The 13,494-nt window shown below is 68.4% G+C and carries 10 protein-coding genes; 5 read left to right on the top strand and 5 right to left on the bottom strand.

Annotation, left to right across the window (positions count from 1 at the left end; all coding sequences use genetic code 11):
• Window positions 1-396: 396 nt before the first annotated feature.
• The gene (locus tag AB0J95_RS40225) at window positions 397-3,732 is read right to left on the bottom strand and encodes an FkbM family methyltransferase (protein WP_364770224.1); all 3,336 of its coding nucleotides are present in this window, start codon (window positions 3,730-3,732) and stop codon (window positions 397-399) included.
• Window positions 3,733-3,754: 22 nt separating this feature from the next.
• Window positions 3,755-5,248: an amidase gene (locus tag AB0J95_RS40230; RefSeq protein WP_364770226.1), complete on the bottom strand. Its 1,494-nt coding sequence runs from the start codon at window positions 5,246-5,248 to the stop codon at window positions 3,755-3,757.
• Between the two features lie 124 nt (window positions 5,249-5,372).
• On the opposite strand from AB0J95_RS40230, the gene AB0J95_RS40235 reads away from it, so the two are divergent.
• Window positions 5,373-5,882: a SigE family RNA polymerase sigma factor gene (locus AB0J95_RS40235; protein WP_364770228.1), complete on the top strand. Its 510-nt coding sequence runs from the start codon at window positions 5,373-5,375 to the stop codon at window positions 5,880-5,882.
• On the top strand, window positions 5,879-6,661 hold the full coding sequence (locus AB0J95_RS40240; RefSeq protein WP_364770230.1) for a hypothetical protein: 783 nt from the start codon (window positions 5,879-5,881) through the stop codon (window positions 6,659-6,661). The genes AB0J95_RS40235 and AB0J95_RS40240 overlap by 4 nt, the downstream gene beginning before the upstream one ends.
• A gap of 56 nt (window positions 6,662-6,717) precedes the next feature.
• On the opposite strand, the gene glnA is transcribed toward AB0J95_RS40240, so the two are convergent.
• From glnA to AB0J95_RS40255, 3 genes are all read right to left on the bottom strand, one after another.
• Complete coding sequence (gene glnA / locus AB0J95_RS40245) at window positions 6,718-8,061, bottom strand: type I glutamate--ammonia ligase (RefSeq protein WP_364770232.1); 1,344 nt, start codon at window positions 8,059-8,061, stop codon at window positions 6,718-6,720.
• A gap of 69 nt (window positions 8,062-8,130) precedes the next feature.
• Window positions 8,131-8,883 carry a hypothetical protein gene (locus tag AB0J95_RS40250; RefSeq protein WP_364770234.1) on the bottom strand — a complete coding sequence of 251 codons (753 nt, stop codon included), beginning with the start codon at window positions 8,881-8,883 and terminating at the stop codon, window positions 8,131-8,133.
• Between the two features lie 22 nt (window positions 8,884-8,905).
• Entirely contained in the window at window positions 8,906-10,168 is a 1,263-nt protein-coding gene (locus tag AB0J95_RS40255) for an MFS transporter (protein WP_364770673.1), read from the bottom strand.
• Window positions 10,169-10,247: 79 nt separating this feature from the next.
• On the opposite strand from AB0J95_RS40255, the gene AB0J95_RS40260 reads away from it, so the two are divergent.
• From AB0J95_RS40260 to AB0J95_RS40270, 3 genes are read left to right on the top strand one after another with little or no spacing between them, the layout of a single operon-like run.
• Complete coding sequence (locus AB0J95_RS40260; RefSeq protein ID WP_364770236.1) at window positions 10,248-11,198, top strand: helix-turn-helix domain-containing protein; 951 nt, start codon at window positions 10,248-10,250, stop codon at window positions 11,196-11,198.
• Window positions 11,199-11,240: 42 nt separating this feature from the next.
• Window positions 11,241-11,915: an LppX_LprAFG lipoprotein gene (locus AB0J95_RS40265; protein ID WP_364770238.1), complete on the top strand. Its 675-nt coding sequence runs from the start codon at window positions 11,241-11,243 to the stop codon at window positions 11,913-11,915.
• Window positions 11,915-13,453: an MFS transporter gene (locus tag AB0J95_RS40270; protein ID WP_364770240.1), complete on the top strand. Its 1,539-nt coding sequence runs from the start codon at window positions 11,915-11,917 to the stop codon at window positions 13,451-13,453. Before AB0J95_RS40265 ends, AB0J95_RS40270 begins: the two co-directional genes overlap by 1 nt.
• Window positions 13,454-13,494 lie beyond the last annotated feature (41 nt).

Below are 13,494 nucleotides of genomic sequence, written 5' to 3' on the forward strand. Positions count from 1 at the left end.
CATCTCAAAGGAACCCACAAAGGGGTTCATCATAAAGCTCTACTGGCTTTAATAGTTCGACACACTGTTGAGTTCTCAAACAACACACGCACACCTATCAGAGCGGCATTATGCCGACCGTCAAAGGGGCAGTACTGCTAAAGTCTTAATTTTTACTCGGTTTCGCCACGGTACCAGAGACTCGATTTAGCCCGCGAAGGGCCCAACCGGAAAACTCAGGTGGTTGGTGGCACGTCGTAGAAGCTTACCCGGTCCGTTTCGCGGTGTCAAATCCGCCTGTCCCGGTGGGCTGTTCCTCATCCAGGTTACCAGAGAGGTTTTCTGCCCTTCGCCGTCCCCGCCAGGCTCTCGAGGTCCTGTTCCGTCCGGCTGTCCTTGCGACGGGGAGAAAGTTACTCAGTCGCCCCGCACAAAGTCAAATCGGCTGGTCAGCGGCCTGAGCCAGAGGTTTCGCTCGCCCGAGGAGGCCAGCGCCTCGGCCAGTTCGGGCAGCGGGGTCGTGTGCTGGTCGCCCACGAACGCCGCCTCGTAGCCCCAGGTGCGGAACTCGCGAAGGGCCGTCAACGGGTCGTCGCCGAGCTCCTTCATCGCGGCCGAGTTGAACGAGCAGATCACGTGCGGCCGGTCCCGGCGCAGCAGCCGGACCAGCCCGCCGAGCGCCCGGTGACTGCGCCCAGGAACGTCCGCCTTCACCACCGACAGCCGGAGTTTGCCCAGGCCAGGGATGCTTTCCAGCTCCTTGTCCATGCGCATCGCGCGGACCGTGCGCTCGGGTTCGCCCGTCCCCGGCCAGACCGACACCCCACCGCCGAGCGCGGGGTCGGTGACCAGGGTTCCGTTCGTGTCCCACGCCGCGGCCTCCACCACGAACAGGCGATCGGACACGTGGTCCGCTGTGTTCGCGGTCACGTTATGCCGCAACAGGTTCACCGCGATCGGATCGGGCTCGACCGCGACCACCGCCCCGCTGTTGCCCAATCGGGTGAGGATTCGCAGTGTGTGATAGCCCACATAGGCGCCGATGTCGAGGAAGACGCCGTCCGGCTCGATCAGCGAGTCGATCAGGTCGGCGACCGGTGACTCCCAGACTCCGTTGCTGGACAACAAGGGCAGCATCGCGATGTCGTCGGACGGCAGCCTCAGCAGGCCGGCGTCGCACAGCACGAGCGAACTGCCGTCCACCCCGCCGTGCACTCGTTCGTGTTCCCGGACAACCACACGACGGAGTGCATCTGTGGTTCGTGTCGCCGCCGAGGCCGCACGGACCGTGTCGTCACGTTCCCTCGATTGGGCGGCGATGATGTCCTCGAGGGTCTCGATCCGCCGCATCGCGGTGTCCAGCGAGTTGGTCAGCCGGTCCACTCTCGGATCCGGTCCGGCGACCTGGGTCTGGACCGGTTGCGGCGCGGTGGCCAGTTCCTCCTGGCGGCGCAGCACTTCTCGGGTCGACCGCTCCACGGAGTCCACAATGGACCCCATGATCGTGCGCACATGGTTGTCGTAGTGGTTGAGCACGCGCAGCACGGCCTTGCGCAGCGCGGGCGCCATCGGGATGCGATGACCCATCTCGACGTCCGGCTGGCGTAGCAATGCGTGCTTGGCGGCCTGCAGCGGCGCGAACGGATCTGGTTCCCCCGCCAGCCGGCGGCCGTGCTCGACCCGCCAGGTGCGGTAAGCGTGCTCGACCCGTTCCCGTAGTTGCGCCGACGACGTTTCGACTGACCGCCGGTTCAGGACACAGGCTCGCCCGGCCGCGCCGAGCTTGTCGGCGACCGCGGCATCGGGCGCGAGCTCACGCATGGCCCGGGCCGCCAGCTGGACGTGCGCGTCCGACTGACCGTCCAACCGGGACACGAAGAAAACGCTGTCCGGGTCGAACAGCTCGGCCGCCACCCCGACGTTGGTCGTGATCAACGGCACTCCCCTGGCCGCGACCGCGCTCAGCTCGGACGATGCCGGGCAGTCGCGGTTGTGCAGCAAGACCACCCAGTCGGCGGCGTCCACCGCGAGCCGGTGCGCGGACTCGGCTTCGACCAGGCGGATACGGCGGTCGTGCGCGGTCGCGAGGCGGAGTCGTTCGGCGGCCGCGCGCCGGTCGGCGGCGCCGCGGACGGCCAGCAGCAAAGTCACGTCGTCGCGGTCCGGGAACGCGGCACGGAAGGCGGCGACGACATCGGTCTCGTTGGCGCAACAGCCCTCGTCGTGGTCGACGAAGCTGGTGAACACCGCACCCGCGGCGACGCCGAGGCTGTTGAGCGCCTCCTCGCGCTCGGTCTCCTCGCGTTCCTCCTGGTCGGGAACGGGGAGGACCACGGCATTGGCACCGTTCGGCGCAGGCCAGGGCACCCAGACGTCGTCAACACCTGGCGAACGTGGGCCTGGCTCGTCCTGGACCACGACCACATGCCGGTTCTTCGGTATCTCAACGTCACCGACACACAGCACGACCGGGTACATCGGATCCGACGAAATGGGCAATCCAGTGGCGCCCGCGCTGAGCCGGACCGATTCGGCCAGGGGGCCCACACCCAGCACCGAGACACCCAGTTGGTCGACAAGTTCGACCCGCGTCTGCAGCGGCGCCGGCACGGCTACCGGGTGCAACCGTCCCTGCAGCACGCCTTCGCTTTCACACCAGAGGCGGAACTCGTCGGCGTTCGCCCCGAACGGCTCGGGATAGCGCTCCCGCAGCCAGGGGTCGTCCTGCCAGACCGCGTTCGACCAGAGCGTGCTGCCCGGCAGCCCGTTCACCGGTGCGCAGGCCCAACGCAGGAACGCCTTCTCGTCGGTGGCCGCGGGCGGCGGCTCGAACCCGGCCTGCCACTCCGCGCGGAACTCCGCCCGCAACGGTTCCGGCAACGCGGTCCCATCGGACAATCGCGCGAAGGGCTTTCCCTTCGCCTGCGGACCGGCATCGACGAGTTTCGCGCGGTAGTCGTCGCACAGGCTTTGCAGGCCGGGGCGCTCGGACAGCAGCACCCGGGGCTTGTCGGTGATCCCGGCATCCAGCAGCCACGGCTGTTTCGGGTCGAACCCGTGGAAATGCATGGTCCGCAGCGGCTCGAGATCGCCGATCGGAACCGCCTGGACGAAATACTGGTTGTTCACGAAATCCGGATCGCGCTGCCCGGCATTCCAGACCGAAAGGCCGATACCGACATTCCGCAGCACCTGGTGCGAGGCCAGCGCGGGCAGGCCGTCCAGGAACGTCTCCGCCGCTTCGGGCGACCGACGGGCATGCTGCGACCAGGAAGTCAGCACGTCAACGGCACCAGGGCCGACCGCGAGGAACCCGGGCTCGTACACACCGGCCTCGATCAGGTCCTCCGGCGCCGGCGCGAGGCCGTCGTGCGGCAGCGGCTGCAGAACCCTTGGCACTAAAGCGAAGTCGACCAGCTTGAGGGCCTCCCGGACGACCTCGTCGACCCGGTTGAGCACCAGGACCCACGGGTCGAGGTACAGCACCGGGCCGTTCACCAGCAACGTCTTCAGCAGCTGCGGCCGCAACACGGCGCGGGTCTGCTCGGCGGTGTAGGCCGTCGCCAGCATCGCAAGCTCGTGCTCGTCGACCCCGATGTCCGCCGGGGTCAGCACGTCCGACCCGGGTTCACCATCCACCAGCAGGATGTCGAACCTGGCGCCGGGATGGGCCGCCCGGTAGGACTCGGCGGCCACCCGGGCCGCAGGCAGCTGGGAACTCGTCGCCACCGTGCACGCAGACAACTCGGTCACGCCACCAAGCTACTGGTTGGCCTCAACCGCCCATGGACGGGAGGAACCGTGGTGCCTTGCGAGCCCTCGTGGCCTGCTCAAACGCCGACGCGAAGGAAAGTAGACGACCGTCCGACCATCGCGAGGCCATGAACGAGATGCCGACCGGGAGCGGTCCGACGAAGCCCGCGGGCACCGTCACCGCCGGATATCCGGCCACGGCCGCCGGGGTCGACGACGGGATGATGTCGTTGTCGCCGATGGCGCAGTCGGTTTTCCAGGCCGGCGGGTTGGTCGCGGCGGCGATCGCGTCCAGGTGGAACCTCGCCATGGTCTCGTCGATGGATCGTTTGGCCAGGTCAGTGAGCTCGTGCCGGCCGGCGAGGTAGCCCGGGTCGGTCGGCGGCGGCGCGGCCAGGGCCTGTTCGAACAGTTCCTGCCCGGCGAAGCAGGTTTGCTCCAGCGGGTCGCTGCGGTTGTACGCGATCAGCGCGGCGAGATCGCGAGGTCCGTTGCGGGTGGACAAGTACTTGTCGATATCGCGGTGGAACTCGGTGAGCAGGGCTGGGAACTCGAGTTCGTGAATGCGGTCCTGGTACGGCAGCGTCACTTCGACCACCTGCGCGCCCTGTGCTCGCATGGCCGCTGCCGACTGCGTCATGATTTTGTCCACGTCCGGGCCGAGGACCGGCAACCGCCACAGGCCGATTCGCTTGCCACGGAGGGAATGCGGGTCAAGCCGGTATTCGCGCGGCTGGTTGCGCGGGATTTCCAGGGTCGCCGGGTCGGACGGGTCACGGCCTTGCAGCGCGGCCAAGGTCAGAGCGACGTCGGTGATGTTGCGAGCCATCGGACCTGCGGTGTCCTGTTCGGCCGAGATCGGTACGACCCCGGTACGGCTGACCAGGCCAAGCGTCGGTTTGTGGCCTGCCACACCAGTCATCCCGGACGGGCACACGATCGAACCGTCGGTCTCCGAGCCGATTGCCACCTGTGCCAGCGAAGCCGCGATGGCCGCGCCGGACCCCGCCGAGGAACCACAGGGATTGTGGTCCAGGACGTACGGGTTGCTGGTCTGGCCGCCCACGCCCGACCAGCCGGAAGTCGGCTTGGCGGCGCGGAAGTTGGCCCACTCGGACAGGTTCGCCTTGCCGAGGAGCACCGCTCCGGCTCTGCGCAGGTTCGCCATCAGGGTCGCGTCCTTCGCGGGCGGTGTGCCCAGCAGAGCGCGTGACCCGGCGGTGGTCTGCAGGTGTGCGGTGTCGACGTTGTCCTTGAGCAGCACCGGGATGCCGTCGAGCGGGCCGCGCAACTTGTGCGCCCGTCGCCGTTGGTCACTGGCTTTCGCCTGATCGAGTGCGGTCGGGTCGAGCAGGATGATCGAGTTGATCTTCCTGTCCAGTGCCCGGATCCGGCCGAGATAGGCGTTCGTCAGGCCGACCGCGGTCAGCTCGCCGCGGTTCATCAGTCGTTGCAGCTCGGGAATGCTGGACCGGTCGAGGTCGAGCCGAGGGGTCGCAGACACTGGAGCCGCCATCGTTACCAGGAGGACAAGGGGTGCGAGCCAGCGCAGCACAGATCCACCACACTCCCCTGGCGCATCCGGCGCAACCCGCCGATCGACGGGCAACCCGGCCGCCGCGGCCGGAGTTCATCCGGCCGTGAGATCCCGCGAACTGGACGCCGCGTTCGAGAGCTTCGTACAGGCGAGCTCGGCGTCCTTGCTGCGCACGGCCTACCTGCTGACCGGTGACCGCGGGCACGCCGAAGACCTGTTGCAGACGACATTCCTGAGGGTCGCGTGGCGCTGGGCGGCTGCTAGTGCGCAGCCCGAGGCCTACGCGCGCCGGGTACTGGTCAACCTGTCCCGGGACCGCTGGCGCAACCTGAGCCGCCGGGTCCGGGAACGACATCAACCCGAGCCGCCGCAGTCCGCCTGCGCCGACGCGGCCCAGCGGGTCGCCGACCGCGAGTCACTCGCCGGGGCGCTGCGCGAACTGCCGCCGCGCCTGCGTGAGGTCGTGGTGCTGCGGTACTTCGCCGACCTCCCAGTGGCCGAGACCGCGAGGACCCTCGGCCTGTCCGAGGGCGCGGTCAAGTCGTACACGAACCGCGCGCTGGCCCGGTTGCGGCTGCTGCTCGAAGACCCTCAAGAGGTGCGTGAACCATGACTCTCGAAGACCAGCTGCGGGACCGGCTACGGGCCGAGACCGCGGAGCTGCGGCCGCCCGGCGATCTGCTCGACACGTTGTCACGTGGGCATGCCCGGCGGTTCAAGCGGGCCCGGCTCACCTTGGCGGGTGGCTCGCTGGCGGCGACCGCGGTCGTCGCGGTCCTGCTGGTGGGGCTGCTGGCCAGCCCACCGGCCCCGCCGGCCCGGCCGCCTCAGCCACTGAATGTCGCCGAGGTGCTGCAACGAGCCAGGGAAGCCGACGCGGCGGCCACCGGGAAGATCATCTATTTCCGGGTCACCAACGACGCGATGTACAACGTGCAGGAGATCTGGGCGCTGCGGTCGGAACGGATCGGCCGCGCGACCTCGGATTCCGGCAGCGACCACAAGATCGTGGAGGACCGGGTCTTCCGCACGGGCTCGATCGAGACCGTCGACTACCGGGACAAGACCGTGCGCAGCATCGACGTGTCGAACGACGAGGAGGTGGTCATCGCATTGATGCCGCCGGTGATCCGCGACCCCAAGGAGTGGCTGGTCGACCCGCACCTGTCCGTGACGCAGCGTGGTGGCGAAATTCACCTGATCTCGCCGGGAACAAAACGGCCGGAGCTCTATCTCAGCCCGTTCGACGTGGTCCTCGACCCGCGGACCTACCTACCGGTCCGCGGGACCTTCGAAGAGCACCTCCGGGTGGAGATCACCTGGCTCGACGCGACACCGGAGAACCGCGAACGGCTGGCCCACACCGTGCCGCCGGATTTCCGGCGACGCTAGTGCTGTGACCGGATAGGTTCACCGGTTCTCGACGGCAAACCTATCCGGCCACAGCACTAGAGAACCGGGAGCAGGGTCTTCAGCTCGTAGGGCGTGACGCTGCGGCGGTAGGCGTCCCACTCGGCGCGCTTGTTGCGCAGGAAGAAGTCGTAGACGTGTTCGCCGAGGGCCTCGGCGAGCAGCTCGGACTTCTCCATCTCGGCCAGTGCCTCGCCGAGGTTCTGCGGGAGGTTGTCGTAGCCCGCGGCGCGGCGCTCGGAGTCGGACAGTGACCAGACGTCGTCCTCGGCGGCGGGTGGCAGCTCGTAGCCCTTCTGCACGCCCTGCAGGCCAGCGGCGATGATCACCGCGTAGGCGAGGTACGGGTTGCAGGCGGAGTCGAGGCTGCGGACCTCGACCCGGCGCGACGAGGACTTGCCCAGCGAGTACATCGGCACGCGGACCAGTGCGGACCGGTTGGCGTGGCCCCAGCAGACGGCGGTCGGGGCCTCACCGCCGACGATCAGCCGCTTGTAGGAGTTCACCCACTGGTTGGTCACCGCGGAGATCTCACGGGCGTGCTTGAGCAGGCCGGCGACGAAGCTCTTGCCCACCTCGGACAGCTCGTACGGGTCCTCGGCGTCGTAGAAGGCGTTGCGGTCGCCCTCGAACAGGCTCAGGTGGGTGTGCATGCCCGAGCCGGGCTTGTCGGAGAACGGCTTGGGCATGAACGAGGCGTGCACGCCCTGGGTCAGTGCCACCTCCTTGACCACGTACCGGAACGTCATCACGTTGTCGGCCATGGTCAGCGCGTCGGCGTAGCGCAGGTCGATCTCCTGCTGGCCGGGCGCGCCCTCGTGGTGGCTGAACTCCACCGAGATGCCCATCGCCTCGAGCGCCTCGATGGCGTGCCGGCGGAAGTTGGTCGCGGTGGCGTGCGAGGCCTGGTCGAAGTAGCCGCCGTTGTCGGCGGGCTCCGGCTCGCTGCCGTCCGTCGGCAGGTCCTTGAGCAGGAAGAACTCGATCTCCGGGTGCACGTACACGGTGAACCCGCTCTCGCTGGCGCGCGAGAGCGTCCGGCGCAGCACGTGCCGCGGGTCGGCCCAGGAGGGCGAGCCGTCCGGCATCGAGATGTCGCAGAACATCCGGGCCGAGTAGTGGTCGCCGTCCGGGGTCTCCCACGGCAGCACCTGGAACGTCGAGGGGTCCGGCTTGGCCACCATGTCCGACTCGTAGACACGGGCGAAGCCCTGGATCGCCGAGCCGTCGAAACCGATGCCGTCGGCGAACGCGCCCTCCAGCTCCGCCGGGGCGACCGCGACCGACTTCAGGAAGCCGAGCACATCGGTGAACCACAGCCGGACGAAGCGGATGTCGCGCTCTTCGAGCGTGCGCAGGACGAACTCTTGCTGCCGATCCATGACTGGAGCCTAGGCAGGCCTTGTTAACGCCATGTTGCGAGGGGTGCTGCGGACTCATCACGCTGCGTGTCAGGCGATGTCGACCCGCACGTCCCGGTCCCGCAGGACCGCCAGGACCCGGGCGTTGTCGAACGCGGTCGCCACCGGGGCGGGCCCGCTGCGCACGGACCGCCGGAACCGCAGCGTCCGCAGGGATGTCATGTGCTCCAGCGGCGCGAAGTCGAACAGCGGCTCGACGCCGGTGCCGTTCCCGTTGGTGTCGAGGTCGATGGTCTCCAGCCGCGACCCGGCCAGCGGCTGGAGGATCCCGGTCAGCGCCCGGGGGTCCAGCACGTGGTTGAGCGTGAGCGACCGCAGCGCGCCGAGGCAGGCCAGCGGGCTGAGGTCGGTGACCGCGAACCCGCCGTTCAGGGCGAGGGTCCGCAGCTGGGTCAGGTCCTTGAGTGGCGACAGGTCGTTCACCGCGCACATCTGGATCGAGAGTGACTCCAGCGAGGGCAGGGCGGCGGCGATGCCCGCCAACGACGTCACGGTGAACTCGTCGCTCTCGCCGTCCCACTGGGCCCAGATGTCGAAGATGACGTCGTTGTACCCGGCCTCCCAGTGCACCTCGCGGATCGAGGAACACTGCTCGGCGGTGACGGGGATCGCCAGCAACGCGTCGGCCACGTCGTCGCGGTACTCGTAGTCGAGGTCTTCGTCGTAGTCGTCGCCGTTGAACGCCTTCCGGTCGAAGCGCGGGAGGACTTCCGTCGCCATCAGCCGGTCGAGCACCGCCAGCCGCAGGTTGTCATCCTCGAGCTGGTGCAGGGGTGTGGACATGGCGCACACCTTGGCATGGCGGCTAGACGGTGAGGGAGACCTTGCCCTTTCGCCTGATCGCCAGGGAAAGCAAGGCAGCAATCATGCACAGCAGGCCCGCGCCGTACCAGGCCAGGTCGTAGCTGCCGGTGGTGTCGCGAGTGATGCCGGCCGCGGAGGCGGCGAAGGCTGCACCCAATTGGTGGGAAGCGAAGACCCAGCCGAACACGATCGGGCCGGACATGCCGAACTTGTCCCGGCACAGAGCGACGGTCGGCGGGACGGTTGCCACCCAATCGAGCCCGTAGAAGATGATGAACGCCCAGACGGGTGGTTCCACGGACGGCGCGAGCAACTGGGGCAGGATCAGCAGCGACAGGCCGCGCAACGAGTAGTAGGCGCCCAGCAGCCACCGGGGGTCGATCCGGTCGGTCAGCCAGCCCGAGAAGATCGTGCCGGCCACGTCGAAGATGCCGACCAGGGCGAGCAGGCTAGCCGCGGTGGTGACCGGCAGGCCGTGGTCGTGGGCGGCGGGCACGAAATGGGTGCCGACCAGGCCGTTGGTGGACGCGCCGCAGATCGCGAACCCGCCCGCGAGCAGCCAGAACGTGCCGGAGCGCATGGCAGAGAACAGCACCGTCACGGCTCGGCGGGCCGCGCCCGTGGTGGGCGCCGGCGGGTCCTCGTCGACCTCGGCGCCATAAGCGGTGGTGCCCACATCGCGTGGGTGGTCCCGCAGGAAGATCAGCACGATCGGCACGACCAGCAGCGCCACACCCGCGATGACCAGGGAGGCCGCGCGCCAGCCGATGGTCGTGGACATGCTGGCCACCACCGGCAGGAAGATCAGCTGGCCGGTCGCGCCCGCGGCCGTGAGGATGCCGCTGACCAGGCCGCGGCGTTTGACGAACCAGCGTGAGGTCACCGTGGCGACGAACGCCATGGCCATCGATCCGGTGCCGACGCCGACGAAGATCCCCCAGAAGAGGATCAGCTGCCAACTGGCTGTCATCAGCACGGTCAGCCCCGCGCCGGCCGCGACGAGGGTCAACGCGAAGGCCACGACCTTGCGCATGCCCAGGCGTTCCATCAGCGCCGCGGCGAACGGCGAGATCACCCCGTAGAGGACCAGGTTCACTGAAACAGCCGACGAGATGGTGCCGTGCGACCAACCGAACTCGGCGTGCAGCGGGTCGATCAGCACGCTGGGCGCCGCCCGGAACCCGGCCGCCCCGAGCAACGAGATGAACGAGACGCCGGCCACCCACCAGGCCCAGTGCACGCGCCGGGTCGGCGCCTCAGTCAGTTGAGTCACGCATCAAGGGTGACTATTCGACCGCCTTCAAACTAGTGGCCCGAACGCCAACATGTGCAAGAATCCGGCCATGCCCCATGTTGTGGCCGTTCTCGCGTTGACCGAGGCCGTCGGGTACGACTTGACCATCCCGTCGATGGTGTTCGGTGCTGCCGAGGGCCGGTACGACGTCCGGATCTGTGGTGCCGACAGCAAACCCGTTCGAACGTTGGACGGTTACTCGCTGCTGCTCGACCATGGGCCGGAGGCGCTGGCCGAGGCCGACACCGTGATCGTTCCCGGGACGAGGATCGGCGGGCCGCGGTACGAAGGACGGCTGCCCGCGGAAGTGGCTGAGGCGCTGGCGTTGATCCGGCCGGGCACCCGGGTGATGTCGATCTGCACGGGGGCGTTCGTGCTCGGCGCCGCCGGGATCCTGGACGGCCGCCCGGCCACCACGCACTGGCAGCACATGGACCAGTTCCGGCAGCTGTACCCGAAGGTGTTGCTCAACGAGGACGTTCTGTTCGTGGACGACGGCGACGTGCTGACCTCCGCCGGGCTGGCCGCGGGCATCGACCTCTGCCTGCATGTGCTGCGCAGCGACCACGGCAGCGAGGTCGCCAACCATGCGGCGCGCTACTGCGTTGTCCCGTCGTGGCGGGACGGCGGGCAGCGGCAGTTCATCGAACGCCCGATGCCCGAGATCGGTGAGGCGAGCACGGCCTCGACCCGGGCCTGGGCGCTGGAACGGCTCGGCGGCGACCTGCAGCTGGAGTGCCTGGCCGAGCACGCGCGGATGAGCGTGCGCACGTTCAGCCGCCGGTTCCGCGCGGAGACCGGGATGAGCCCGGGCAAGTGGCTCCTCGGCCAGCGGCTGGAGCACGCACGACGGCTGCTGGAGACCACCGACCTGCCGGTCGACCGGGTCGCCGCCGACTCCGGCCTGGGCACCGCCGCCTCGCTGCGGCAACATCTCAAAGCGAACCTGGGAGTGTCACCGTTGAGTTACAGGAAGGCGTTCCAGGCACCACGTTCATGAGGGGTGAGACACGTCTCAGGTGCGGCGCCCTACGATGCCCCCATGGTCAAGCGGCTCGTAGTACTCGGTGTGCTGGGACTTGTTGCCGTCGCGGGATGTTCGTCCTCGACGTCGACCGACAACGGCGCCCAGCTGCCCGACGGCGCGGCACTGCTGAAGGACTCGGCGGAGGCCTCGAAGTCCATCAACAGCGCGCACTTCACGCTGAAGGTGAACGGGACTGTGGCCGGTCTGCCGATCAAGGAGCTGGACGGCGACCTGAACAAGAACGGTGACGCCAAGGGCAACGCCAAGCTCGACCAGTTCGGCCAGACGTTCCAGGTGGACTTCGTGGTCGCCGAGAAGGTGATCTACATCAAGGGCGTCACCGGTTCGTGGCAGAAACTGGGCGACGCCACGGCGATCTACGACACCTCGGCCATCCTCGACCCGAACCGCGGCATCGCCAAGATGCTCAGCTCGGTGCAGTCGCCGAAGAACGAGGGCCGCGAGGACGTCAACGGCGTCAAGACGTTCCGGGTCAGCGGCAAGGTCGGCAAGGACGGCCTGGCCGGGCTCGTGCCGGGCGTGCAGTCCGACGTCAACGGCAAGATCTGGCTGGCCGAGGACGGCAAGCACCTGCCGGTGAAGGCCAATGTCGAGATCAGCCAGGGCAACTCGGTGGACATCCTGCTGTCCGAGGTGGACAAGCCGGTCTCCGTGACCAAGCCGGTCTGATGACCACAGAGACCGGCGTGAACACTTCGGCGGCGCCGGATCGCAAGGGCCGCCGGGTCGCGATCGGCGCCGGCGGGCTGGCCGTGCTGCTCGGCGCGCTGGACACCTACGTGGTGGTCAGCGTGCTGAACGACATCATGCGAGACCTCAACATCGCCGTGAACAAGCTCGAGCAGATCACCCCGGCGGTGACCGGGTACCTGCTCGGGTACATCGCCGCGATGCCCCTGCTGGGGCAGGCTTCGGACCGGTTCGGTCGCCGTGCGCTGTTGCAGGTCTGCCTCTTCGGGTTCGCCGCCGGCTCTGTTGTCACCGCATTGGCTACAGATCTGCCGACGCTGGTCGCGGGCCGTGTCGTTCAGGGTGTCGCAAGTGGTGCGTTGCTGCCGGTCACCCTGGCGTTGGCAGCGGACCTGTGGGCGGAACACCGGCGGTCCACTGTGCTCGGTGCCGTCGGTGCCGCGCAGGAGCTGGGAAGCGTGCTCGGCCCGCTCTACGGTGTCCTGCTGGCAACGGTGATGGGAACCTGGCGCGGCCTTTTCTGGGTGAACGTGCCGCTGGCGGTGATCGCGATGGTGGCGATCCACTTCACGGTTCCCGGGCGGCACAAGGACGGCGGCCCGCCTGCGAAGATCGACATCATCGGCGGGATCCTGCTGGCGGTGACGCTGGCGCTGGCCGTCGTGGGTCTGTACAACCCGGACCCGGAACACGCCGTGCTGCCGCCGTGGGGTGTTCCGGTGCTGATCGGCGCCGTGGTCGCGCTGGTGGCGTTCCTGGTCTGGGAGAAGGTCGCGCGCACCAAGATGATCGACCCGGCCGGGGTGCGGATGGGGTCGTTCCTGGCCGCGCTCGGCGCCTCCGTCACCGCGGGCGCCGCGTTGATGGTGACGCTGGTCGACGTCGAGCTGATCGCCCAGACGATGCTGGGCAAGGACCGGACCGGCGCGGTCTTCCTGTTGCTGCGGTTCCTGATCGCGTTGCCGATCGGCGCGCTGGCCGGTGGCTGGCTGGCCACCCGGCTCGGCGACCGGTGGGTCGCGTTCGGCGGCCTGCTGATCGCCGCCGCCGGGTACCTGCTGATCGCCAACTGGCCCGTGGACGTCCTGGCGGCGCGACACGATCTGGGCATCCTCAGGCTGCCCGTTCTGGACACCGACCTGGTGATCGCCGGTATCGGCCTCGGCCTGGTGATCGGCCCGCTGTCCTCGGCCGTGCTCCGGGTCGTTCCGGCACAACAGCATGGCGTGGCTTCGGCTGGTGTAGTCGTCGCCCGCATGACCGGGATGCTGGTCGGCGTGGCCGCGCTCACGGCGTGGGGCCTGTACCGGTTCCACAGCCTGACTGCGAACCTCAACACGCCGCTTCCGTTCGGCATCAGCAAGGAACAGTTCGACGCGCAGGTCGCGGACTACAAAGCCAAGCTGATGACCGCGCTCAACACCGAGTACAGCGAGATGTTCCTGATCACGGCGTTGATCTGCGTCGTGGGCGCGGTGCTCGCGCTGTGTGTCGGCCGGTCTGCGGCGCGTGATTGACAACGCTCGCGGATTGCGCGCGACCGGCGAGTAGGGGACCC

Origin of the sequence: Actinocrispum sp. NPDC049592 (genome assembly GCF_040675465.1) — a bacterium.
Classification (GTDB): domain Bacteria; phylum Actinomycetota; class Actinomycetes; order Mycobacteriales; family Pseudonocardiaceae; genus Kibdelosporangium.

Bases quoted from the DNA above. Each gene is read 5' to 3' on its own strand.
- AB0J95_RS40270 (WP_364770240.1), top strand. From the start codon at position 11,915: ATGACCACAGAGACCGGCGTGAACACTTCGGCGGCGCCGGATCGCAAG.
- glnA (WP_364770232.1), bottom strand. From the start codon at position 8,061: ATGGATCGGCAGCAAGAGTTCGTCCTGCGCACGCTCGAAGAGCGCGAC.
- AB0J95_RS40240 (WP_364770230.1), top strand. From the start codon at position 5,879: ATGACTCTCGAAGACCAGCTGCGGGACCGGCTACGGGCCGAGACCGCG.
- AB0J95_RS40250 (WP_364770234.1), bottom strand. From the start codon at position 8,883: ATGTCCACACCCCTGCACCAGCTCGAGGATGACAACCTGCGGCTGGCG.
- AB0J95_RS40230 (WP_364770226.1), bottom strand. From the start codon at position 5,248: ATGGCGGCTCCAGTGTCTGCGACCCCTCGGCTCGACCTCGACCGGTCC.
- AB0J95_RS40260 (WP_364770236.1), top strand. From the start codon at position 10,248: ATGCCCCATGTTGTGGCCGTTCTCGCGTTGACCGAGGCCGTCGGGTAC.
- AB0J95_RS40265 (WP_364770238.1), top strand. From the start codon at position 11,241: ATGGTCAAGCGGCTCGTAGTACTCGGTGTGCTGGGACTTGTTGCCGTC.